The sequence below is a fragment of the Celeribacter baekdonensis genome (assembly GCF_003047105.1).
GTDB classification, from domain to species: domain Bacteria; phylum Pseudomonadota; class Alphaproteobacteria; order Rhodobacterales; family Rhodobacteraceae; genus Celeribacter; species Celeribacter baekdonensis_B.
In genome coordinates, this window is the sequence record NZ_CP028475.1 from 2,720,379 (window position 1) to 2,743,800 (window position 23,422).

19 protein-coding genes and 2 pseudogenes are annotated in these 23,422 nt (G+C 54.8%); 18 read left to right on the plus strand and 3 right to left on the minus strand.

The genetic code is table 11. The features are described 5' to 3' along the window. Window positions 1-19 precede the first annotated feature (19 nt). The 12 genes and pseudogenes from DA792_RS22305 to DA792_RS22885 all read left to right on the plus strand — a co-directional run. Window positions 20-196 (plus strand): hypothetical protein, encoded by a 177-nt coding sequence (locus DA792_RS22305; protein WP_157789776.1) that lies wholly within the window; start codon window positions 20-22, stop codon window positions 194-196. Window positions 197-285: 89 nt separating this feature from the next. Beyond that, complete coding sequence (locus tag DA792_RS16995) at window positions 286-1,419, plus strand: aminomethyltransferase family protein (protein WP_107721378.1); 1,134 nt, start codon at window positions 286-288, stop codon at window positions 1,417-1,419. 70 nt (window positions 1,420-1,489) lie between these two features. Then, window positions 1,490-2,092, plus strand: coding sequence for a dimethylamine monooxygenase subunit DmmA family protein (locus tag DA792_RS17000; protein WP_107721381.1), 603 nt, complete (start codon window positions 1,490-1,492; stop codon window positions 2,090-2,092). Beyond that, the gene (locus DA792_RS17005) at window positions 2,089-3,039 is read left to right on the plus strand and encodes a PDR/VanB family oxidoreductase (RefSeq protein WP_107721383.1); all 951 of its coding nucleotides are present in this window, start codon (window positions 2,089-2,091) and stop codon (window positions 3,037-3,039) included. The genes DA792_RS17000 and DA792_RS17005 overlap by 4 nt, the downstream gene beginning before the upstream one ends. A 12-nt stretch (window positions 3,040-3,051) precedes the next feature. Next, a complete protein-coding gene (locus tag DA792_RS17010) occupies window positions 3,052-4,095 on the plus strand; it encodes a heme-dependent oxidative N-demethylase family protein (RefSeq protein ID WP_107721385.1) in 1,044 nt (347 codons plus the stop codon). A gap of 157 nt (window positions 4,096-4,252) precedes the next feature. After that, window positions 4,253-5,104, plus strand: a complete 852-nt coding sequence (locus DA792_RS17015; protein WP_107721387.1) for a flagellar motor protein MotB — start codon at window positions 4,253-4,255, stop codon at window positions 5,102-5,104. A 91-nt stretch (window positions 5,105-5,195) separates the two neighbouring features. Further along, window positions 5,196-6,491 carry a flagellar hook protein FlgE gene (locus tag DA792_RS17020; protein ID WP_107721389.1) on the plus strand — a complete coding sequence of 432 codons (1,296 nt, stop codon included), beginning with the start codon at window positions 5,196-5,198 and terminating at the stop codon, window positions 6,489-6,491. A gap of 34 nt (window positions 6,492-6,525) precedes the next feature. Next, on the plus strand, window positions 6,526-7,983 hold the full coding sequence (flgK, locus tag DA792_RS17025) for a flagellar hook-associated protein FlgK (protein WP_107721392.1): 1,458 nt from the start codon (window positions 6,526-6,528) through the stop codon (window positions 7,981-7,983). Window position 7,984: 1 nt separating this feature from the next. Then, the gene (locus tag DA792_RS17030) at window positions 7,985-8,707 is read left to right on the plus strand and encodes a flagellin (RefSeq protein ID WP_107721394.1); all 723 of its coding nucleotides are present in this window, start codon (window positions 7,985-7,987) and stop codon (window positions 8,705-8,707) included. A gap of 41 nt (window positions 8,708-8,748) precedes the next feature. Further along, window positions 8,749-8,991, plus strand: a complete 243-nt coding sequence (locus DA792_RS17035; protein ID WP_159075305.1) for a flagellin — start codon at window positions 8,749-8,751, stop codon at window positions 8,989-8,991. Next, window positions 8,991-10,094 (plus strand): flagellar basal body P-ring protein FlgI, encoded by a 1,104-nt coding sequence (locus tag DA792_RS17040; RefSeq protein ID WP_107721398.1) that lies wholly within the window; start codon window positions 8,991-8,993, stop codon window positions 10,092-10,094. The genes DA792_RS17035 and DA792_RS17040 overlap by 1 nt, the downstream gene beginning before the upstream one ends. A 144-nt stretch (window positions 10,095-10,238) precedes the next feature. Then, a pseudogene (locus DA792_RS22885) lies at window positions 10,239-10,960 on the plus strand (IS5 family transposase); the annotation flags it as partial. Between the two features lie 68 nt (window positions 10,961-11,028). Here the strand turns inward: DA792_RS22885 and DA792_RS17055 are convergent. After that, a complete protein-coding gene (locus tag DA792_RS17055; RefSeq protein ID WP_107721400.1) occupies window positions 11,029-12,210 on the minus strand; it encodes a CaiB/BaiF CoA transferase family protein in 1,182 nt (393 codons plus the stop codon). Between the two features lie 12 nt (window positions 12,211-12,222). Next, complete coding sequence (locus DA792_RS17060; protein WP_107721402.1) at window positions 12,223-13,422, minus strand: acyl-CoA dehydrogenase; 1,200 nt, start codon at window positions 13,420-13,422, stop codon at window positions 12,223-12,225. Window positions 13,423-13,533: 111 nt separating this feature from the next. On the opposite strand from DA792_RS17060, the gene DA792_RS17065 reads away from it, so the two are divergent. The 6 genes and pseudogenes from DA792_RS17065 to gyrB all read left to right on the plus strand — a co-directional run bounded on the left by DA792_RS17065 (window position 13,534) and on the right by gyrB (window position 22,155). After that, window positions 13,534-14,454: a LysR family transcriptional regulator gene (locus DA792_RS17065; protein ID WP_368074481.1), complete on the plus strand. Its 921-nt coding sequence runs from the start codon at window positions 13,534-13,536 to the stop codon at window positions 14,452-14,454. Window positions 14,455-15,191: 737 nt separating this feature from the next. After that, window positions 15,192-16,550 carry a chromosomal replication initiator protein DnaA gene (dnaA, locus tag DA792_RS17070; RefSeq protein WP_107721404.1) on the plus strand — a complete coding sequence of 453 codons (1,359 nt, stop codon included), beginning with the start codon at window positions 15,192-15,194 and terminating at the stop codon, window positions 16,548-16,550. 198 nt (window positions 16,551-16,748) lie between these two features. Next, window positions 16,749-17,867, plus strand: a complete 1,119-nt coding sequence (dnaN, locus tag DA792_RS17075; protein WP_107722751.1) for a DNA polymerase III subunit beta — start codon at window positions 16,749-16,751, stop codon at window positions 17,865-17,867. 34 nt (window positions 17,868-17,901) lie between these two features. Next, on the plus strand, window positions 17,902-19,011 hold the full coding sequence (gene recF, locus DA792_RS17080; RefSeq protein WP_107721406.1) for a DNA replication/repair protein RecF: 1,110 nt from the start codon (window positions 17,902-17,904) through the stop codon (window positions 19,009-19,011). Next, window positions 19,008-19,627, plus strand: a pseudogene (locus DA792_RS17085) (LysE family translocator). The gene recF and the pseudogene DA792_RS17085 overlap by 4 nt, the downstream one beginning before the upstream one ends. A gap of 89 nt (window positions 19,628-19,716) precedes the next feature. Then, a complete protein-coding gene (gene gyrB / locus DA792_RS17090) occupies window positions 19,717-22,155 on the plus strand; it encodes a DNA topoisomerase (ATP-hydrolyzing) subunit B (protein ID WP_107721408.1) in 2,439 nt (812 codons plus the stop codon). 189 nt (window positions 22,156-22,344) lie between these two features. Here gyrB and DA792_RS17095 read toward each other — a convergent pair whose 3' ends face one another. Further along, window positions 22,345-23,157: an ABC transporter permease gene (locus DA792_RS17095; RefSeq protein WP_217621083.1), complete on the minus strand. Its 813-nt coding sequence runs from the start codon at window positions 23,155-23,157 to the stop codon at window positions 22,345-22,347. Between the last annotated feature and the right edge of the window lie 265 nt (window positions 23,158-23,422).

Below are 23,422 nucleotides of genomic sequence, written 5' to 3' on the forward strand. Positions count from 1 at the left end.
ATCAGGAAAGGAAATATCAATGGAAGCTCCTTTTGAAGCCACAAGCTGGGACGGGATCACTGGCGCCATCTATGCCGGATACGGCAGCGTCGAAGGTCTCTGGCTTGCACTCGTTCTTGCCATGGTTGTGGTGGCCGTCGTGCTTGGCTGGCGGCACGAAAAACACGCCTACAATGCGGTCAAGTCCAAGGACTGATCTTGCCGACATCGGCACAATCCGGGCGGCGGTTTTCCGTCGCCCGGTTTCAAAATCAAAAAGACAAAGCAAATTAAAGGACACGTTTCATGACCGCATCATGGAGATTTTCGGCGCTGGCAGACCGGCATCGTGCGCTGGGCTCAAACCTCGAAGACTGGAGTGGAATGGGCACCGCTTGGACCTATGACAAGGACCAGACGGAAGAATACCTCGCCATTCGGACCAAGGCCGGCGTCATGGATGTTTCGGGCCTGAAAAAGGTCCATCTCATGGGGCCGCATGCGCAATATGTGATCGACAAAGCGACCACCCGCGACATTGAAAAACTCAAACCGGGTCGTTCGACCTATGCGACCATGCTCAACGATGCGGGCAAATTTGTCGACGATTGCGTGATTTACCGTATGGGCCCGCACAGCTTTATGGTGGTGCATGGCTCCGGTGCGGGGCATGAGCAACTGTCAAAATATGCCGCAGGCCGCAATGTCATGATGATGTTTGACGATGATCTGCACGACATCTCCCTTCAGGGTCCGATGGCTGTCGATTATCTTGAAAAACACGTCCCGGGTATTCGCGACGTGGTCTATTTCAGCCATATCCAGACCACGCTGTTTGGCAAACCTGTGATGATTTCGCGCACGGGCTACACCGGCGAGCGCGGCTATGAAATCTTTTGCCGCCGTCAGGATGCTGTAGAAATTTGGGACACGATCGTCTCTGAGGGTGCCGAGATGGGCATCATCCCCTCGCGCTTCACCACGCTCGATCTGTTGCGGGCCGAAAGCTATCTGTTGTTCTTCCCCTATGACAACTCGGAAATGTACCCGTTTGACGACGAGGCCGCAGGCGACACTTTGTGGGAACTTGGTCTCGAATTTACCGTGTCTAAAGGCAAAACCGGATTCCGTGGGGCTGAGGAACACTATCGTTTGCAAGGCAAAGAGCGGTTCAAAATTTACGGTGTCAAACTTGAGGGCACCACACCCGCCGCTGAAGGCGCGCCGCTTTTGCAAGGCGGTAAACCCGTCGGCGTTGTCACCATGGGCATGTATTCCCCGCTCAACGAACACAACGTCGGTATCGCACGGATGCCGGTTGAGTGCGCAGTCGATGGCACCAAGCTGACGGTTCAGAATCCGGACGGCGAGATCGCGGCCATCGCTCATTCGATGCCTTTCTATGACGTCGATAAAAAACGACGCACAGCTAAGGGTTAATCGCCTGTCATAGATCTGGGGCAGGGCGCGGTAAAGCGCCCGCCCTGACACGACAACAGGACCAAAAACAATGCCGAACACTTCATTTTCACCCTCGATTGAAAGCCGCCCCACCTACGCGGGCCTTGTGCCACAGGGGGCTGCTCCGTCGATCATGATTGCCGATGCCGAGGGCGCCGAAGCGATCATGGATCTCGCGGATCGGGACGCCGCTGTGCTGGATCAAGCGCATCTTATTTACATCCCTAAAGGTGCTAAATTCGGCTCTAAACTGGCTGAACTCGGTGCAAAGGGCTATCATGAAGAGGCGTCTTTGGACGCAGCCATGACCCTGATCAACCGGCTCTTAGGGTCCGCCCATATGGGCACACAGCTTTACCTTGCGGGGTCTGAGGGGATGATGGGGCGCGTGTCGGCGCTGGCTCTGTCGCTCGGGCTGCCGCTGGATGCGATCCAGATGGAACATCGCGGCTCCATCGGGCGACCAATGCAATGCGTCCATTGCAAAGGTGTGACCCAAGACGTCATCACCGATCCGTTTACCTGCTCTCATTGCGGGCTGACCCTGTTTGTACGGGACCATTTTTCCCGCCGCCTTGGCGTGTTTCAGGCCGTTTGTGTCGACGCAGAAACCCCCGGCGTTATTCCTGAAACACAGGAGATCACAGTATGAGCAAACAGATGATGCTTGAGGTCACCGAGGTCGAGCCTCTCACTCCGCTTGTGACCCGATTCCGCTTTGAACACCCTGAAAAATCCCCCTTGCCGATCTTTTCCGGCGGCGCGCATGTGGTCGTCGAAATGCCCGATGGCGAGATGCTTCGGCGCAATGCCTATTCTCTGATTTCTGATCCCAATGATGCGTCCGGCTATGAGATCGCCGTGCGTCGCGAAGAGGCTGGTCGTGGTGGCTCGCGCTATATGCACACAGAGGTTATGCCGGGCACTCAGATGCGGATTTCTGTGCCGACCAACCTGTTTGCTCTCGATCCGCGCGCCCGCAAACATGTGTTGATCGCGGGCGGTATCGGCATCACGCCGTTCCTGTCGCATCTGCATCAACTTGATTTGTTGCAACAGCCCTTTGAGCTTCACTATGCTGCACGGTCGCGCGACGAGGCTGCCGGGCTGAAACTTCTGCCAAAATCCGCGCGCATTCATGCGCATATCTCGGAGGAGGGCAATCGCATGGATCTGGGGGATATTCTGACCGGTCAGCCGATTGGCACCCATGTTTATGTCTGCGGTCCTGAGGGGCTAATCTCCTCGGTGATGGACGCAGCTGCGCGCCATGGGTGGCCCAAAGGCGCACTGCATTTTGAAGCCTTCGCTTCGCCGCCGCCGGGCAAGCCCTTTACCGTTACCCTCGCCAAGTCCGGCCGCACGATTGCGGTCAGCGCCAGCCAAAGCCTGCTTGAAGCCCTTGAGGCCGCCAAGGTCGAGATTGATTGGAGTTGTCGTGGTGGTGCCTGTGGTCGCTGTGAAACCAAGGTGACGTCTTGTGATGGTCAGATCGAACACAATGACCATTGGCTGTCGCGCGATGAACGCGCCGAACAGAAAAAAATCATGCCCTGCATGTCGCGCTTTACCGGCGATGCGCTGGTCCTCGACCTTTGATGGAGAGAGAGTATGACCCTTCAATTCAATGACGAAACCTTCCGTGGTGATTACAGCTATTTCAACACGGAACACGCGATCAAACGTTTGCCCTTTCCGTTTGATCGCGATGAATACATGTACTCGGTCAACATCGAGGCTCATCCGGGCGGCCCCAAAGGTTCGCCGTTTGAATTCCGTTTCGATGTTGACGAGCACTATGTCTCTGAGATGAAAGATCGGGCGATCACGCTGGATGACGATCCTTTACGTTGTCAGTCCTTACCGCATATGGAGTTGGCTGGATGGGATCTTTTGGAGATCATCATGGTGTCCAAGGCCGAGGATTACCCCGACCTCTTTACGCTGCACCGCGATGGCAACCGTTGGCATTGGATCAACCGTCCTTTGGGCATCGAGCAAAGGTTTACGTTTCTTGACCCGACGACCCTTCCTTGTGGTCCGATGGAGTATATCACCCGTCAGACCCAAGGCGACTTTGCCCTTTTGCACGAACGCGATGGCAACCTGTGGATGGATGCCGGAATGGTTACATCTCAGGCGGATTGGTCTCTTGATTTCGACATTGGCATGAATTTTTTCGAATGGCACGCGCCAGTGCCCAAGGCCAAGCAGATGGGTGTGTTTGATAAGGCGCTGAAATTTCTTTTGGCGATGCAACAGGGGCAAAGTTATCGTCGTCTCAATTGGACGATGACGGTCAATCCCAGGCTCGATACCAGCCCGGAGAATTACCACAAATGGGGCCCGGAAAAGCGCACCATCACGCCAGAAAATGTGGGTCGAAAGCAGCATCTTCGGATCGAATTACAGAGCTTTTGGCGTCTGCCGCGCTCGAATGCGATCGCCTTTCCGATCCGCTGTTACCTTGCCTGTCTCGAAGACATTTGCACGCAACCGAAATGGGGGCGTCGCCTTCATCGCGTTTTGCGCGATATTGATCCGACCTTGGCCGAATACAAAGGCTTTGCGGTCAATCAGGAGATCATCGTCAACTACCTCGCCCAATTTGATGATGGCGCACCAACGTCTGCGGGGATTTTTCCTGACGATTAATGGGATTCAATGTCTAAGTCTTTGATTACGGGGGCGCGCCAATAAGAGGCGCGGCTCTTGCCATTTACGGTGTCAAAATTCATACAATTGTAGGAGTTAAGCTGCCTTTCATTCCTCTTTGCTACACCTGTTTTTGGGTGAAGAATGAGGTGGTGTGATGAGCGCTAAAGGCAATGCGCCAATTATCATCAAAAGAAAGAAAGTTATCGCCGGTGGCGGTCATCATGGTGGCGCTTGGAAGGTGGCTTATGCTGACTTCGTGACCGCGATGATGGCATTTTTTCTTTTGATGTGGCTGTTGAATGCGACGACGGAAAAGCAACGCAAAGGGCTTGCGGATTATTTCAATCCGACCATTCCTGTAAACCGTATTTCCGGCGGTGGGGATGGGGCTTTTGGCGGAGATTCGGTGTTTACCGAAGAAACGCTGTCGCAAAACGGCACAGGCGCCTCAAGTTCGCATGCCGCGGGTAAAGACGGCTCTTCCAAATCATCCACCTCCACCGAGGACGCAAATGCAGAAGCCATGGAGGCCAAAGCTTTTGCTGAAGTGCAGGAACTGCTTACAGCCTTCAGTGGTGAAAGCATGGCCGCCGATGAGGCGATGCGCCATATTGTGACGCGCGTGACGGATGAGGGGTTGATCATTGAGCTGCATGATCTGGATGACGAACCGCTGTTCAAAGCGCGCTCGTCTGAGCCGGAAGAGATCATGACGCTTCTGGTCGACATGCTGACTGATGTGTTCAAAATTGTCCGCAATGACATCGCGGTCACGGGCTATGTTCAATCGCAACCTTTGGTTGTGGCTGATAATCCGGTTTGGGATCTCTCGACCAAACGTGCCGATCAGGTGCGCCTCCTGCTTGAGGGAAATGGAACGCCGACCAACCGCATTCAGCGTGTGACGGGTTATGCGGACCGCAAACCTGCCGTTGGGAACCCTATGTCGGCGCGCAACAACCGTGTGGAGATCATCCTTTTGCGCAATAATGCGAAAAAGAAATAGATTGGATTTTACGCGTTAGGGGGGCGTTAAGCCTAGGTGTGCATTCTGTGACTCGACCTTCGGGTTTTAGCAGCAGAAAGGCGCTACCTATATGTCTATTTCCTCCTCGCTCAATGCTGGCGTGGCGGGCCTTGCGGCCAATGCCACCCGCCTTGCGACCATTTCAGATAACATCGCGAACTCTGGCACCTATGGCTACAAGCGAGCCGAGGCTGATTTTCAGTCTTTCGTGATCACCAACAGCAACAACTCCGGCACCTATTCCGCCGGGGGTGTGCGAGCCTCCACAAACCGTCTGATCGGCGAACAAGGCTCGTTGGTCTCAACCTCAAACGCCACCGATATCGCAATTTCGGGAAATGGGTTTATCCCCGTGACCACCGAGGTTTCGATTGACGGGTCGATGGGGGATCAACCCCTGATGATGACAACCACCGGGTCATTTTATACCGATGCCGATGGGATTTTGAAAACCGACTCTGGCCTTGTTCTTCTGGGTTGGCCTGCCGAAGCGGACGGAACAATCGCCACATACGCGCGGGACACAATGACAGGGCTTGAACCTGTCGTGATCAATTCGAACCAAACTGCGGGTGACCCGACGACGAAAATCAATTTGGGCGTGAACCTTCCGGCCGAGGATGCCACGGATGTTCTTCCGCTTTCTGTAGAGTATTTTGGCAACCTTGGGACGTCTGAGTCGCTCAATGTGACGTTTACGCCGGATACCGTCGCCCCCAACACATGGGTGATGTCGATCACAGATTCGGCCTCCGCCGGAGCGATCATTGGCGAATACACCATCGTTTTTGATGATTCTCGCGGGTCTGGCGGTACGCTTTCGACGGTCACGCCAACCGCCAATAACCCGGCAACAGCGACCTATAACGCAACCGATGGAACCTTGGCGTTGACCGTTGATGGCGGCCCGATTGAAATGACCATCGGCAAACCGGGCGATACGAATGGGTTGACCCAGCTGTCTGACACGTTCGCTCCGACGTCGATCACCAAAGACGGTTCGCCCGTTGGTAACCTCACCTCGGTAGAAATTGCCGATAACGGATATGTCACCGCCACCTATGACACCGGATTCACCCGGACGATCTACCAAATTCCCTTGGTGGACGTGCCAAATGCCAACGGTCTGACCTCGTTGGGCAACCAGACCTATCAGGTTTCACCTGACTCGGGTTCCTTCTTCCTTTGGGACGCGGGAGATGGTCCGACGGGTACGATCGAGGGCTTTGCGCGCGAGGGCTCTACCACGGATGTCGCAGCGGAATTGACCGATCTGATTCAGACACAAAGGGCCTATTCGTCGAATGCGAAGGTCATCCAAACGGTTGATGAAATGCTTCAGGAGACCACCAACATCAAACGGTAACAGTGAGCGGGTCCGGGGCAAAGGAGGATAAGCGATGAGTATCTCTAACGCTATGGCGAATGCCTTGACGGGCCTGAACGCTGTCTCACGTGCGGCTGATGTTGTGTCGTCCAACGTCGCAAATGCCATGACCGAGGGCTATGGTCGGCGCGACATTGAACTGTCATCGCACCAAGTTGGCAAAACCGGCTCCGGCGTGGCGGTGGACGGTGTGTCGCGATTTTATGACCCCGTCACCACGGGCGAGCGGCGCATCGCAGATGGTGATGTCGCCCTCGAAGATGTGCGAGCAGAGTTCTATGACACATTCACCACGGCCATGGGACAACCAGACGAAGCGAACTCGGTTGCTGGCCGCATCACCGGATTGGAAACCGCGTTGATTGAGGCGGCGAGCCGTCCAGATTCAGAGGCGCGATTGACCACCGTCTTTGATGCGGCGACGGAATTGACGAGCCAAATCAAAACGGCAGCCGATAGCATCAAAGACATCCGTATGGATGCGGATAAGCAAATCGGCAAAGCCGTCGATTTTCTGCAATCTTCTCTTCAGCAAGTGGTTGATCTGAATGTTGCGATTCAAAAGCAGGTTTCCCAAGGCTACGACCCAAATGCATTGATGGATCAACGGCAATCCCTTGTTGACCAAATTTCTGAAATCATTCCGGTCAAGGAAATCCAAAAAAACAATGGCATGATCTCGCTCTACACCTCGGGTGGCGCTGTTTTGGTCGATTCCAAAGCCGCGACGATCGAGTTCACAGCCACTCCGACCATTTCGCCCGATATGACCGTCGAAAACGGTGCCTTGTCGGGCCTGACCATCAACGGTCAATTGGTTTCGACGGACGCGGAAAAAGGGGCGATTGCCGGAGGAAAACTGGCGGGCCTCTTTGAAGTGCGTGACACGCTCGCGCCGGATGCACAGGTTCAATTGGATGCCCTTGCTCGCGATCTGATCGAGCGTTTTGAAACCACAAATGCGGACCCCACGCTTGGCATAGGGGCTGCTGGACTTTTCACGGATGGAGGAAGTGCCCTTGATCCCCTCACCGAAGAGGGTCTGTCCGGCCGGATTTCGGTCAATGCCCTCGTAGATCCCGATCAAGGCGGCGATCTTTGGAAAATCAGAGATGGTCTTGGTGCCATCTCTGAAGGGGATCAAGGCGATGCCACCATCCTAAACTCTCTGGCCGATGCCCTGCAGGAGACCCGCATAGCGTCCTCGGGCAGCTTGACCTCAATCGAACGGTCCGCTCTGGGTTTTGCATCGGACATTTACTCACTCGGGAAAACCAATCAGCTCAAAGCTGAGGCGGACCTGACGTTCGCAACAGCGCGACAAGAGTCCCTTCATTCGATCGAATTGGAGAATGGTGTGGATACAGACAGTGAGATGCAAAAACTGCTCGTGATTGAACAAGCCTACGGGGCAAACGCAAAAGTTATTCAAACGATCCAAGCCCTTATGGATCAGCTGATGGGGATTTAAGATGACAGCAATTTCCTACGGCGATATGGGCGCATCCTTGCGCAACATGCGCTTGATCACCCAAGTAAAACAAGACCTCGACAAATACAGCTACGAGGTCTCAAGCGGTCAGAAACAGGACCTCGCCGCCGCCGTGTCGGGAGATTTTACGCCGCTTGCCTCAATCGAACGCTCCTTGCGCACGCTTGAATCCTACGATGTTGCAATCCAAGAGGCGAACCTCTTTGCCACGAGTATGCAAACGACCTTCGGAGCGATTTCATCTCATGTCGCGGACTTGTCCTCCACACTTTTAACCTCTTCGACCAACGGGGACGCAACCAGCATTTCGGTTGCAGCGCAGGATGCACGGACGCGGTTTGACGCGGTAATCTCAGGGCTCAACACACGTATTGGGGATCGGTCTTTGTTCTCGGGGACAGCCACGAGTAAGACGGCACTGATCCCTGCGGAAGACATGTTAACAGAACTCCAAACTGCGGTGGCAGGCGCGACAACTGCGGCGGATGTCGAAACCATTGTGGATGACTGGTTCATGTCGGCGGGGGCGGCTATGAAACGCTTGCCTACCAGGGCTCCGACAATGTGCTTTCTCCATTCTCGCTTGGAGAAAATGAATCCGTTCGACTGGGCATCACCGCGAAAGATGATGCAATTCGTCAAACCCTTAAAGGGCTGGCTTTGGCGTCTTTGGTGGACGACGGTGTATTTGCTTCAGATGTGAGCCAACAGGCAAGTTTGATGCGCTCTGCCGGTGAAACCCTCATGGGATCCCAGGCCGGTATGGCCGACCTTCAGGCCCGCGTGGGAACTGTCGAGGCCCGTATAGAGGACGCAAACCTGTCCAATTCCAGCATGACCTATGCGTTTGAAACTGCAAAATCCGAGATCATTTCATCGGACCCTTACAAAGCCGCATCGCTTTTGACGCAGACCGAGACACAACTCGAATTGGTCTACACCCTCACCGCGCATATGTCGCGCCTCAGCTTGTCGGACTATATCTAATGCTCAAAGCCCTCCTCGCGGCCGTTTTTTCCGTTCTTCTTGTCACAACGGCGCAGGCGAATCCGATCCGAATAAAAGATCTCGTCGAATTTGACGGCGTGCGTGGCAACGATCTCGTTGGGTACGGTCTTGTTGTTGGCCTCAATGGCACAGGTGACGGCATTCGAAACGCGCCGTTTACCGAAGAAATCATGTCGAACATTCTGGAACGCCTGGGGGTAAACATCACGGGCGAACAATTCAGACCCAAAAACGTCGCGGCCGTCTTTGTGACCGCAACACTTCCGCCCTTTTCGCGGGCGGGTGGTCAGATTGATGTGACCGTGTCAGCGATTGGCGATGCCAAAAGCCTTTTGGGTGGCACGCTGATCATGACGCCGCTCAATGCGCCGGATGGACAGATTTATGCAGTTGCACAAGGGACAGTGATTGCGGGCGGAGCATCCGCACAGGGCGATGGCGCCTCGGTGACACAGGGTGTTCCCACCTCCGGCAGTATCCCTGCCGGCGCGCGGGTTGAGCGCGAAATTGATTTTGATTTTACCCAAATGAAGTCCATCCGGCTGGCTCTGCGTGATCCCGACTTCACCACCGCCGAACGCATCGAAAATGCGATCAACAAAGATTTTGGTCGTGTGGTGTCGCGTATGCTGGATGCGGGCACTGTGCTTTTGGACATCAAGGCGACCCGTGAACTTTCTCCCGCGCATGCCTTGGGCCGGGTGGAAAACATCTCGGTTCAACCAGAGCGCAAGGCGCGCGTGGTGGTGGATCAACGTTCTGGCACCATTGTGATGGGAGAGGATGTGCGCATCTCTCGTGTGGCTGTGAGCCAAGGCAATCTGACGCTTCGGATCGAAGAGGAGCCCCTTGTCATTCAGCCTAATCCCTTCTCTGAAGGTGACACTGTTGTCGTGCCCCGCACACGTGCAACACTTCAGGAGGAGCCGGGCATTGGCCTTGCGGAGATCGACGAGGGCACGTCTTTGTCAGAAGTGATCGCAGGCCTCAATGCTTTGGGAGTGTCTCCGCGGGATATGATCGACATTCTTAAAAGCATCAAGGCTGCAGGAGCCCTGCACGCAGAATTCCTTGTGCGATGAATGTGAGCGCGTCGTTCGCATCCCAAGTTTATTGGGTGTGAAACTAGGGTGTGAACCCAATTCCTTGTCTTGCTGAAATGGGCTCTTCATGATTCATCTGCGGAAAACAGGTGCATGATGGCGAGATTTGATCTGAGCGACGAAGAATGGGCTGCAATCCGGCCTCATTTACCCAAACAAGGGCGCGGTCCGCAGCGCAAGGATGACAGAACAGTCTTGAATGGCATTTTCTATGTTCTGCGCACGGGGGCGCCGTGGCGCGATCTGCCGGACCGGTATGGCCCGCGCACGACTGTTTACAACCGCTATGTCCGCTGGGGTGAGCGCGGGATTTGGCAAGGGATATTTGATGTGCTGGCGACGGAATGTGAGGACGCGCTGATCTTCATTGATAGTTCAATCGTCAAGGCACACCGGGCGGCAGCAGGCTCAAAAGGGGGGAGTTGGCGCAAGGTATTGGACGCTCACGCGGCGGTCGCGGCAGCAAGGTTCACGTCGCCGTAGACCATCGCGGCCTGCCTCTACGGTTCGCGATTACAGGCGCACAAAGGCATGATAGCAAGGTATTTGGTTCATTTGTCGGCTGGCAAAAACAGCCGACAGCTATCGTCGCAGACAAAGCCTATGGCTCAAAAGCCATCCGCCAAACCATCGCTGACGAAGGCGCATTGGCAGTGATCCCATCCAAGTCAAACGCCCGCATCCACATCCCACATGACCCCGACATCTACGCCCAGCGAAACCTTGTAGAGCGGTTCTTCTGCCGCATGAAAGACATGCGAAGGCTAACAACGAGATACGAAAAGTTGAAACGCAACTTCCTGTCGATGGTCCATATCTTTGCAATCAGATGTTGGCTGAATTGAGTCCACACCCTAATAACGGAACCCTTTCAAACATGGGCTTTTGCTTCGTCTTGGGTTTGGCGGCATTTTCAATCGAGAGCGGTTTTAAGAGAAACGCTCGCAGGGGGTGTGTGGGACGGCTTGTTTTGGCCCAAAGTTGGCGCGGCGTGGTCGAGCTGAAGTTTGCTGCGCGAAAAAACGATCGGTGTACGCAATCCAGCAATCCCTTCAGGTGCAATTTGCATCTTACGGGACATAACTTGCGGCTCCTCGAGTGCTTCGCGGACGGAGTTGATCGGGCCAACGGGCACGCCGGATGTTTCTAAGGTGGCAATCAACTCCGATTTCGGCAGCGCAGATGTTTTCTCAGTGAGGATCTCAATCAGCGCGCTTCGATTTGCGACCCGGTCTGGGTTGGTGGAAAATCGGGCGTCTATTGCGAGGTCTGCCAATCCTAAGCTTTTGCAAAGCGCTACAAACTGTCGGTCATTGCCGCAGGCGATGATTAAATGGCCGTCTTGTGCAGGGAAGACTTGGTATGGGACGATATTGGGATGCGCATTGCCCAAACGTGTGGGGGTTTCTCCGCCCAGCAAGAAATTGGTCGCTTGGTTGGCTAAGACGCCGACACCACAATCGAGTAGAGACAAATCAACATGTTGCCCCAGTCCCGAACGGGACCGCTCCGCAAGGGCCGCTTGGATGCCAATCACACCGTAAAGGCCAGTGAAAACATCAATCCAGGCAACGCCAACTTTTTGCGGTTCACCCTCCGGGTCACCTGTCAGATCCATGATTCCACACATGCCTTGGATCAAAAAGTCATACCCAGGCTGTTTGGCGCGCGGGCCATTCTGTCCAAATCCAGTAATGGATGCGTAGACCAATTTCGGATTGATGGCAGAGAGGGTTTCGTAATCGAGTCCGTATTTTTTGAGACCGCCCACTTTGAAATTTTCGATGACGACATCTGCCCGTGCAATCATGTCGCGCAGAGTGCCGAGCTGGGTCGGATCTGAAAAATCACAGATGACGGACGTTTTTCCGCGATTGGCCGAGTGAAAATAGGCCGCAACGGTTTCTGTGTCACCGTTTTCCAATGTGCGGGTGATAAAAGGCGGCCCCCAGCGACGCGTGTCATCGCCCTCAGGAGCTTCGATCTTTGTGACATCCGCCCCAAGATCGGCAAGCGTCTGACCGATCCAAGGACCGGCCAGAATGCGTGCAAGCTCAATGACTTTAAGACCCTTTAAAGGTGCCTCGTTGCTCATCACCTCTGCCCTTTATGCAAAAGCCGATAGGCCAGTGATGGCGCGGCCCAGGATCAGAGCATGCACATCATGTGTGCCTTCGTAAGTATTCACAGTCTCCAAGTTTTGCGCATGGCGCATGACGTGGTATTCGATCGAAATGCCGTTGCCACCGTGCATGTCACGCGCATTGCGAGCAATATCCAAGGCTTTGCCACAGTTGTTGCGTTTGATGATTGAAATCATCTCGGGCGCAAAACGACCCTCATCCATAAGGCGACCAACGCGCAAAGAGGCTTGTAGCCCGAGGGAAATTTCAGTCTGCATGTCAGCCAGCTTTTTTTGATAAAGCTGCGTTGCTGCCAGTGGTCGATTGAATTGAATCCGATCTTGACCGTACTGATGCGCGCGGAAGAAACAGTCTTCTGCCGCCCCCAAGACACCCCAAGAAATGCCGTAGCGTGCGCGGTTCAAACAACCAAATGGCCCGCCCATACCTTCGATATTCGGCAATAGCGCCTCATCGCCGACGTCAACATTATCCATCACGATTTCACCGGTGATAGATGCGCGAAGCGACAGTTTGCCGCCAATTTTGGGGGCCGAAAGACCCTTCATGCCTTTTTCTAAGATAAAGCCACGGACCTTGCCTCCGTGGGCTTCGGATTTTGCCCAAACCACAAAGACATCGGCAATCGGACTGTTGGAAATCCACATTTTCGAACCGATCAGGCGGTATCCGCCTTCGGTTTTGATGGCGCGGGTTTTCATGCCGCCCGGATCAGACCCGGCGTCAGGTTCGGTCAGGCCAAAACAGCCAATGGATTCACCGCTTGCCAGTTTGGGTAGATATTTGAGTTTTTGCTCTTCGGACCCGTAGGCATAAATCGGGAACATCACGAGGGAAGATTGAACCGACATCATCGACCGATAGCCACTGTCAACGCGCTCAACCTCACGGGCAACAAGCCCATAAGACACGTAAGATGCACCAACGCCGCCGTATTGCTCAGGGACCGTCACACCCAAAAGACCCTGTTCACCCATTTCGGCAAAAATCTCGGGATCAGTGATTTCGTCCAGATACGCCTTTTCAACGCGTGGCATCAGGCGGTCTTGGGCAAAGGCCGCAGCGGCCTCAGAGATCATTTTCTCTTCACTGGTGATCTGATCATTCAACAAGAACGGATCTGTCCAATCAAATGAGATACCCTTGTGGAATGTAGATGACATGCAGTTTCCTCCAAACAGTGCGAGACTGTGATTTCATTCTTTATATCGCTGTTATCAGTAGGAATATTGGTAAAAAATCATTATTATCGCATCAAAACATTCAAAGGATGAATGATCATGCGGCCGAGACGATTTTTACCATCAATCAAATTGCTACAGGCTTTGGATGCTGTGGTGCGGCACCGTTCCGTCACAGGTGCCGCCGATGAGTTGAACCTCACGCAAAGTACGGTGAGCCGTCTGATCATGACGCTTGAACAGCAGCTTGGAAAAGAATTGTTCACACGACACAAGAAACGGCTGATCCCCAATTCGGCAGCTTTGACGTATCAGCAAGATATTTCCAAAGCGCTGGATATGATCCAAAGAGCCAGCACCACGGTCGTAACCAACCCAGAAGGAGGCACAATTTCTCTCGCCGTGCTGCCAACATTTGCAACGCGTTGGCTTGGTCCCAGGTTGAGCTATTTTTTGAAACAACACCCAGGTGTGGCGGTGAATCTTGCCACGCGCATACGGCGTTTTGATTTTGAGAACGAGGCCTTCGATGCCGCAATCTATTTTGGCGACGCGGATTGGCCGGCTGTGCGGCACCTAAAGCTGTTTGATGAAAAGGTTACGGCTTGTGCATCGCGAGAGTTCATAGCTCAAAATACATTGTCCAGCCCTGCGGATTTGGCCAATCAGCCCCTCTTGTATCTTGAGTCGCGGCCAAATGCTTGGCCGGATTGGTTCGCGGCACATGGTGTGGATGCCAAAGTGGGCGGCGGCATGCTCATGGATCAATTCTCAATGATGATTCAGGCCGCGATTTCTGGAATTGGTATTGCATTGCTGCCTGACTATATCGCGCAAACCGAGATCGCAGAGGGGCGGCTACAGATACTGCACACCCCCGCAGTTCAGATGCGCGGAGCATATTGGATGGTGTGGCCTGAGGAAAAAGAAAGCTTTTTGCCGCTCGCATCCTTCCGGGCCTGGTTACAGGAGCAGTCCGACGACGAAGGGTCGTCGCTTATGGCCGAGGTCTGAGCGCCACACTGTGAATGTGCGGGGTGGAGGGTTGCTTCGTCTATGTGTGCCATGTGCAGCGAATCTTTTGCAGGTGCAGCGTCTGCCAAATCTCACTCATCCGACGCAACGAGGCAAACTGTACGAGCCCCTCAAATCAACCGACCTGAGACAATTTCATCACGCAGACAGCGGACACAAAAGGCCTTTTCGGATTCGGTCTTGGGAAAGACAGAGTCAAGCGCGAAGTTCGATTGCGCGGAGGCTCCACAGGTTGCTAGCTTGCCCCTGCGATTCACGTCGTCTTGGGGGACATTCAGGGATCGTGCGAGACAAACGAACAGGTAGACTATGCTCGTTCGGGATTCATGTGATCCGTCTGCACGCCATTGAGGCCGTTCGTTTGGGTAGGGGTACCCAAGCGTATAGCTATCTAGACCGATCACGCTTCGGCGTATTGTTCGGCTCTGGTATGTCCACACAACCCGCGCTTGTCGTGTGCAAATTCTGTTGAAACAGGGTGTGAGGTCCCTGTTTTGCTAAAGGGTTTGTACAGGTTAAGCGCGATACACTTGGGCACCGGCGCCGGTAGCATGCGACTTTGTGAGGGAGTCGTATGAACGGCATTTATTTGCTGGTCCCATGGATATCGAGACGACCCGAGGCGCAAGAGCCACAATTCAGGCAGTCTGCTGCCTGAACCCGATGTCGGAAAACCCGACATTGAATGAACAATGATAATGGGTCGAAAATAAAAAATGAAAAATGATACGTGGGGACGTGTTAAGCAACAATTGCTCGAAGCCGTTGGGCGCAATAACTTTGCGAACTGGATTGAGCCGCTGGAACTGACAAAAGTGGACAACGGTGTTGCGGTTTTTTCCGTGCCGACCAGCTTTATGGCCAACTGGGTGTCCCGCAATTTCGCCGATACCATCCTGACACATCTCAAGGCCGCAAATGCCCCGGCGTCCCGTGTTGAATTTAAGGTTGTGGCGCATCAGCCGCAACCTCAGACATCAGAGGCAAAACCCGCTGCCGCCGCGCCTGCCGTGGCCCCGGTTGAACCCGCCGAATTGCCCGGCGCGCCGCTTGATGCGCGGTTCACATTTGACAATTTCGTTGTGGGCAAGCCGAACGAATTGGCTCATGCCGCCGCAAAGCGTGTCGCCGAAGGTGGCCCTGTGACCTTTAACCCATTGTTCCTTTACGGCGGTGTTGGCCTCGGCAAGACCCACTTGATGCACGCCATCGCGCATGAGACCCGCATGCGCAACCCGGAGCTGCGCGTTCTCTATCTCTCCGCCGAACAGTTCATGTACCGCTTCGTTCAGGCCCTGCGTGATCGTCAGATGATCGACTTCAAACAAATCTTTCGTTCGGTCGACGTGTTGATGGTCGATGACGTGCAATTCATTGCCGGAAAAGACAGCACCCAAGAAGAATTCTTTCACACCTTCAACGCGTTGGTCGATCAGGGCAAGCAGATCATCATCTCCGCTGACCGCGCGCCGGGTGAGATTAAGAACCTCGAAGATCGGATCAAATCGCGTTTGCAATGTGGCCTTGTGGTCGATCTGCACCCGACCGATTACGAACTGCGTCTCGGTATTCTTCAAACCAAAGCCGAAGCCTACCGCGCCCAATATCCGGGGCTTCAGTTCTCTGATGGCGTGTTGGAATTTTTGGCGCATCGCATTTCAACCAACGTGCGCGTGCTGGAGGGGGCTTTGATGCGTCTCTTTGCCTTTGCTTCCTTGGTGGGCCGCGAGATCACCCTTGATTTGACCCAAGAATGCCTTGCCGACATCCTCAAACAATCGGATCGCAAAGTCACGGTTGAGGAAATTCAGCGCAAAGTGTCAGAGCATTATGCCATTCGCCTGTCTGACATGATCGGTCCCAAACGAGTGCGCTCCATTGCTCGCCCGCGTCAGGTCGCGATGTATCTGGCGAAACAACTGACCTCGCGGTCCTTGCCGGAAATAGGTCGTCGTTTTGGCGGGCGGGATCACACCACGGTCATGCATGGGGTGCGTCGGATTGAGGAACTCAAAGGCACAGACAGCCAAATCGCCGATGACGTCGAAATGCTGCGCCGCGCCCTAGAAGCTTAACTGCGCGGGTGCGTGATGGCACATTTTGACAAAAACTGAGCCCAATCCGCTGCATCGCCGCGACAAATGTCTCTGGCGATGCGCGCGGCCCTTGACGCTCTGGTTCCAAAACAACACAGTCCCGTTAAACAATATCTTGCGCCCGGGGATGAATGGTTTAGGCTCAACTCCCCGGCTTATGAATTCTACGAGGGTGGCATGAAAATCAGCATCGAACGCGGCACGCTTTTGAAAGCCGTCGGCCAAGCGCAATCCGTCGTTGAGCGTCGGAACACCATTCCGATCCTCGCCAATGTCTTGATTGAGGCTGAGGGCGACACGGTGTCCTTCCGCGCCACCGATCTTGACATCGAAGTGGTGGACAAATGCAACGCCATGGTCGAACGCGCCGGGGCCACGACGGTCTCTGCCGTTATGCTCCACGAGATCGTGCGCAAATTGCCTGATGGCGCAATGGTTCAGCTCACCGATGATGGCACCAATGGTCGTTTGACGGTTGAGGCCGGTCGGTCGAATTTCTCTTTGGCGACATTGCCCAAAGAAGACTTCCCGATGATGGCCTCTTCTGAATATGACAGCAATTTCGCGATTCCTGCCCCGGTGTTGCGCCGCCTGTTCGACAAATCGAAATTCGCTATCTCAACCGAAGAAACCCGCTATTACCTCAACGGTGTGTTCATGCACATCGCTGATAGCGAAAATGGCAAATCTCTGCGCTGTGTCGCGACCGATGGCCACCGGTTGGCGCGCATTGATGCTGTGCTCCCCGACGGAGCTGCCGAGATGCCCGGCGTGATCGTTCCGCGCAAAACGGTGGGCGAATTGCGCAAGCTGTTGGACGATGACGACATGACCATCGCGGTCTCCGTGTCGGAGGCGAAAGTACGCTTTGCCACGCCAGAAATCACTCTGACCTCTAAGGTCATCGACGGCACCTTCCCGGATTACACGCGGGTGATCCCGGTTGGCAATACGCGCAAACTCGAAGTCGATGCGGCGGATTTTGCCAAGGCGGTTGACCGTGTGGCCACCGTGTCCTCTGAGCGTTCGCGTGCAGTCAAATTGACCCTCGAAGAAGACAAGCTGATCCTCTCAGTGAACGCCCCGGATTCAGGGGCCGCTGAGGAGGAACTGGCTGTGGCGTATAATGACGAGCGCTTGGAAATTGGATTTAACGCCAAATACTTGCTCGAAATTGCTTCGCAAGTGGACCGTGAAAATGCGGTGTTCTTGTTCAACTCCTCGGGCGATCCGACCTTGATGCGCGAAGGCAATGACACCTCTGCCGTCTATGTCGTCATGCCGATGCGGGTTTGAGCCGTTCAACCACCTGAAACACAAGTGAGCAGCAATGGGCCGTCTCTATATCGAAGAGCTGAGCCTGTCGCATTTTCGCTCTCACCGGGCCGCACGTCTTGAATTGGACGGGCGGCCTGTTGCGATTTTTGGTGCCAATGGCGCGGGCAAAACCAACATTCTTGAGGCGGTGTCTTTGTTGTCGCCGGGGCGGGGCCTGCGCCGCGCCGCGCCGGATGAGATCGGGCATAAATCCACCGGAGTCGGTTGGAAAATTCGTGCCGATCTCGTCTCTCTGCATCACATGCATGAGTTGGAAACCTGGGCTGAACCGGGCTCCGCGCGCACTGTGCGGATCGACGGGAAATCCGCGCCGCAGGTGGCGTTGGGGCGGGTTGCCCGCGTGGTGTGGCTGATCCCGGCGATGGATCGACTTTGGATCGAAGCGCCTGAGGGGCGGCGACGGTTTTTGGACCGGATGGTGATGTCGTTTGAGCCGCGCCATGCGGAGGCCGTGTTGTCATATGAAAAGGCGATGCGGGATCGCAATCGCTTGCTCAAAGACATGGTGCGCGATGCGCATTGGTATGACGCGCTTGAGGCGCAAATGGCCGATCAAGGTGCGGCGATCATGGCCAATCGCCTGTATGCACTTGATCGTTTGGCGCGGGCGCAGGAGGGGGCCGAAACCGCCTTTCCCGCGGCGCATTTGACGCTGAAGGCCTCCGATGATCTGCCTTTGCCGGTGGAGCGCGCTGATTTGCTGGCCGCTTTTGCCGACAATCGGCCGCGCGACATGCATGCCGGACGTACATTGATAGGGCCCCACCGCGCCGATTTGGCGGCGGTTTACATGGCCAAAGATGTGTCTGCCGATCAATGTTCGACCGGGGAGCAAAAGGCGCTCTTGATCTCGCTGATCCTCGCCAATGGGCGCGCCTTGGCCCAAGACTTTGGCGCTGCGCCAATCTTTCTGCTCGACGAGGTTGCGGCCCATCTTGACGCCAACCGTCGCGCCGCGCTCTATCATGAAATCTGCGCGCTGGGCGCTCAGGCATTTATGACCGGAACCGGTCCTGAACTTTTCGCAGAACTCGACGGGCGTGCCGCCCAATATGAGGTCTCTGAGGAGGGCGGATCGTCCCTTTTGAAAGAGAGTCTATGACCATCGCATTTGGCGATCTTGGCCTCTACGCCATTGCCCTTTTGGCGCTGTTTCTGACCCCCGGCCCGGTGTGGTTGGCGATGTTGGCCCGCGCGCTGTCGGGCGGGTTCAAGGCGGCCTGGCCTTTGGCATTGGGCGTGGTGTTTGGTGATGTGCTGTGGTCGCTGTTGGCGATCCTGGGCGTGTCTTGGATCGTATCCGAGTTTAGCGGCTTTTTGACCGTGCTCAGATGGGTCGCGGTGGCGATGTTTCTGTTCATGGGGGGATGTTGATCCGCTATGCCGACAAACAAATTGCCGCTGACAGCCGCCTTACACGCCCCGGAATGTGGGCCGGTTTCGCCGCGGGGCTGATTTGCATTATCGGAAATCCCAAAGCGATCTTGTTCTACATGGGCTTCTTGCCGGGCTTTTTTGACCTGTCCACCCTCGCGACCCCCGACATCGTGGCGATTTGTGTGGTCTCGGCATTGATCCCGCTGGTCGGCAACTTGATTTTGGGGGTCTCTGTTGGTGCTGTGCGCAAGATTATGACTTCGCCGCACGCGCTCAGGCGGATGAATATCGGCGCTGGCAGCCTGTTGATTTTCGTCGCTTTGGTGATCCCCTTCGTCTGAGCCGGAAACCGCCCTTTTCTCGTGTCAATTGCGTGACATCCCTCCTGTGGTCGCGTATAAATTGATCAAGAAATAACAAGGTACTCCGCATGTCCGATACGCCACACGATCCCTCCGAATATGGTGCAGATTCCATCAAGGTTCTCAGGGGCTTAGAAGCCGTTCGCAAACGTCCCGGTATGTATATCGGGGACACTGACGACGGCTCTGGTCTGCATCACATGGTCTATGAGGTGGTGGATAACGGGATTGACGAAGCTTTGGCTGGTCATGCCGATTATGTGACCGTCATTATCCACAAAGATAGCTCGGTTTCGGTGCGCGACAACGGTCGGGGTATTCCAACCGACATGCACCACGAAGAGGGTGTCTCGGCCGCTGAGGTCATCATGACCCAACTCCACGCGGGCGGCAAATTCGACAGCAATTCCTACAAGGTTTCCGGCGGTCTGCACGGCGTGGGGGTGTCGGTTGTGAACGCTTTGTCTGACTGGCTTGAACTGAAAGTCTGGCGCAACGGCAAAATCCACCAAGCGAGGTTTGAGCGTGGTGATACCGTTGAGCACCTCAAGGTGATCGGGGATGCGGGCGATGAAACCGGCACAGAGGTGCGGTTCATGGCGTCGGCCAAAACGCTTGATCCTGAGGTCGGCACGTTCTCCAACCTCGATTACTCCTTTGACACGTTGGAAAAGCGTCTGCGCGAATTGGCGTTTTTGAACTCTGGCGTTCGGATCATTCTTGAGGATCACCGTCCCGCCGACCCGCTCAAAGCCGAGCTGTTTTATGAGGGGGGCGTCAAGGAATTCGTCAAATATCTTGACCGCCATAAATCTGGGATGATGCCCGAGCCGATTTTCGTCACAGGCGAACGGGATGACATTGGCGTTGAGGTCGCGATGTGGTGGAACGACAGCTACCATGAAAACGTGCTGCCCTTTACCAACAACATCCCGCAACGCGACGGCGGCACCCATTTGGCGGGCTTTCGTGGCGCGCTGACCCGGACGCTGACCAAATATGCCGCCGATTCCGGCATTGCCAAACGCGAAAAGATCACCTTCACCGGCGATGACGCACGCGAAGGTCTAACCTGTGTTTTGTCGGTCAAAGTGCCGGATCCGAAATTCTCGTCCCAGACCAAAGATAAATTGGTGTCTTCTGAGGTGCGTCCTGCGGTTGAAAACCTTGTGAGCGAAAAACTCACCGAGTGGCTGGATGAAAACCCGCGTGAAGCCAAGGTCATCGTCAGCAAGATCGTCGAGGCCGCACAGGCCCGCGAAGCGGCGCGTAAGGCACGCGATCTGACTCGCCGCAAATCGGCGCTTGATGTGAATTTCCTTGCCGGCAAACTCAAAGATTGTTCGGAAAAAGACCCGTCGCAAACCGAAGTCTTCCTCGTCGAGGGTGATTCCGCTGGTGGTTCTGCCCAAACGGGCCGGGACCGTCGGACACAGGCAATTTTGCCGCTCAAAGGTAAAATCCTCAATGTCGAGCGCGCGCGGTTTGACCGGATGCTGGGCTCTCAGGAGATCGGCAACCTTGTCATGGCGCTGGGCACGGGCATCGGGCGCGACGAGTTCAAACTTGAAAAACTGCGCTACCACAAGATTGTCATCATGACCGATGCGGATGTCGATGGTGCCCACATTCGGACGCTGTTGTTGACCTTCTTCTTCCGCCAAATGCCGCAGTTGATCGAAGCCGGTCACCTGTTTATCGCTCAGCCGCCGCTGTACAAAGTCGCGCGCGGCAAGTCTGAGGTGTACCTCAAAGACCAAGCGGCGATGGAAGAATATCTGATCCAACAAGGTGTTGACGGGGCAGTGTTGCGCCTCAAATCCGGCGAAGAGATTGCCGGGGCGGATTTGGCACGTGTGGTCGAGGGCGCACGCACGTTCAAGCGGATTTTGGAAGCCTTCCCAACGCATTACCCGCGCCACATCATCGAACAAGCGGCTCTTGCCGGGGCGTTTGAGCCGGGTCGCGTGGACGCCGATCTGTCAGGCACTGCCGATATGGTGGCGCGTCGTTTGGATATGATCGCGCGTGAATTTGAGCGCGGCTGGACAGGTCGTCCGACCCAAGATGTCGGTATCCGTTTGACCCGCGTTCTGCGAGGCGTCGAAGAGGTGCGCACCCTTGATGGTGCGATCCTGCGTGGCGGCGAAGCGCGCCGGATCAACCAAGAGGTTGCGGCCACCAACGGTGTGTTCAAAGATCCGTCGCGCCTTGTGCGTAAGGATCGCGAAACGCTGATCCACGGTCCGATCGAACTGTTGAACGCCATCCTTGAAGAGGGCGAAAAGGGCCTGTCGCTTCAGCGCTACAAAGGTCTGGGTGAGATGAACCCGGATCAACTTTGGGAAACCACGCTTGATCCAGAGGCCCGCACCTTGTTGCAGGTCAAAATCGAAGACCTCGCCGAGGCCGATGACATCTTTACCAAGTTGATGGGGGATGTTGTTGAGCCGCGCCGCGAGTTCATTCAAGACAACGCGCTCAACGTCGAAAACCTCGACGCGTAGCATGTCTATTGGGCTCCCTTGTACGTGGGCACTGATGAATGGCGCCCCCGCCATTCGCCTGAGGGCAATGGCGAGCGGATAGCTTTGCTCCGCGAAAGATCATAAACGCCGACTAAGGCGGGGTCCGAAAATGGATCAAGGTCTATTAATGGCAAACGCCCACGTTCTGCTTTTGGCGGGACGTGGGCGTTAGTCTCTATTCTGATGCTGCCGCAACATCAAAAGGCCAAAGGCCAATAGCACCAGTGCCGGGCCGAATATGTAAGGCAAAGACACAAAGGTCGCGTCATATGTTGAGTAAAGGCCCCGTCTCATAAGGCCGACAACGTGGACCAGCGGGTTGAACCACAACAAGGATTGGAATGGTTCTGGCGCGCTTTCGAAGAGGTAGAAAATCGTCGACAATAGGAACATTGGACGGTTCAAGATGCCCCAGAGCTGTTCCCAAATGGGAAACTTTGCAAACAAGACAGCATTGATAACGCCGAGTGCGCAGGAGATTACCGTTATCGCAAAGAAAGACAGGAAAACCCATTTGAAATCTATGGTTACACGAACATTTTCCAGCAGTATGATGCCACCAATGATCACGATCACGATTAGGATTTGGGTCAACAGATTTAGGATAAGCCGCGCCAGAATGGCGTCCATGAATGTGACCGCCGGGTAGGACAGCAACTTTTCACTGAAGGCCAATGATTTTCCGATTTTCGACGACAAGTCCCGATACATCGTAAATGGCAACATGCCTGAGGCATAGAACAAAGCAAAATGTGTGCCGAGAGCAGGTTGACGGAAGATGAAAGAAAACATCAGCGTCATAAGAGTGATGCCGGCGACGGGTTCCAACACGGCCCAGATATACCCGCCCGGCGATTTACCGTAATTCGAACTCATCTCACGGATGATCAGTGCTCCAATCGCCGCGCTTGAGCGTCTGAGAGTGGAATGTTGAATTGGGGTCGTCACAGGCTCTCTTTCACGTTGGGCACAAGGTTTCACAATTCTAATAAGATAGTGTTAACCTTCTTGGTTCAACCTTGGCTTGTAGGTCCGGTTGGGATAAATACAGGATCAGATAAGTGTTTAGCGGGACAAAGGGCGCGTGCAGATTGTCAGAACAAGAGTCCCCAAAGCGTGCCAGAGCGAGGAGGAGAGGTAAAGCTCAGCCTAAGCCCAGTGTCGCAGAACCACAGATCATCGTAAGGCCTGTTGCGCGTCCCGCCAGCTTCAAAGGCCGACATATCAATCTGACGCTGTCCTTTGT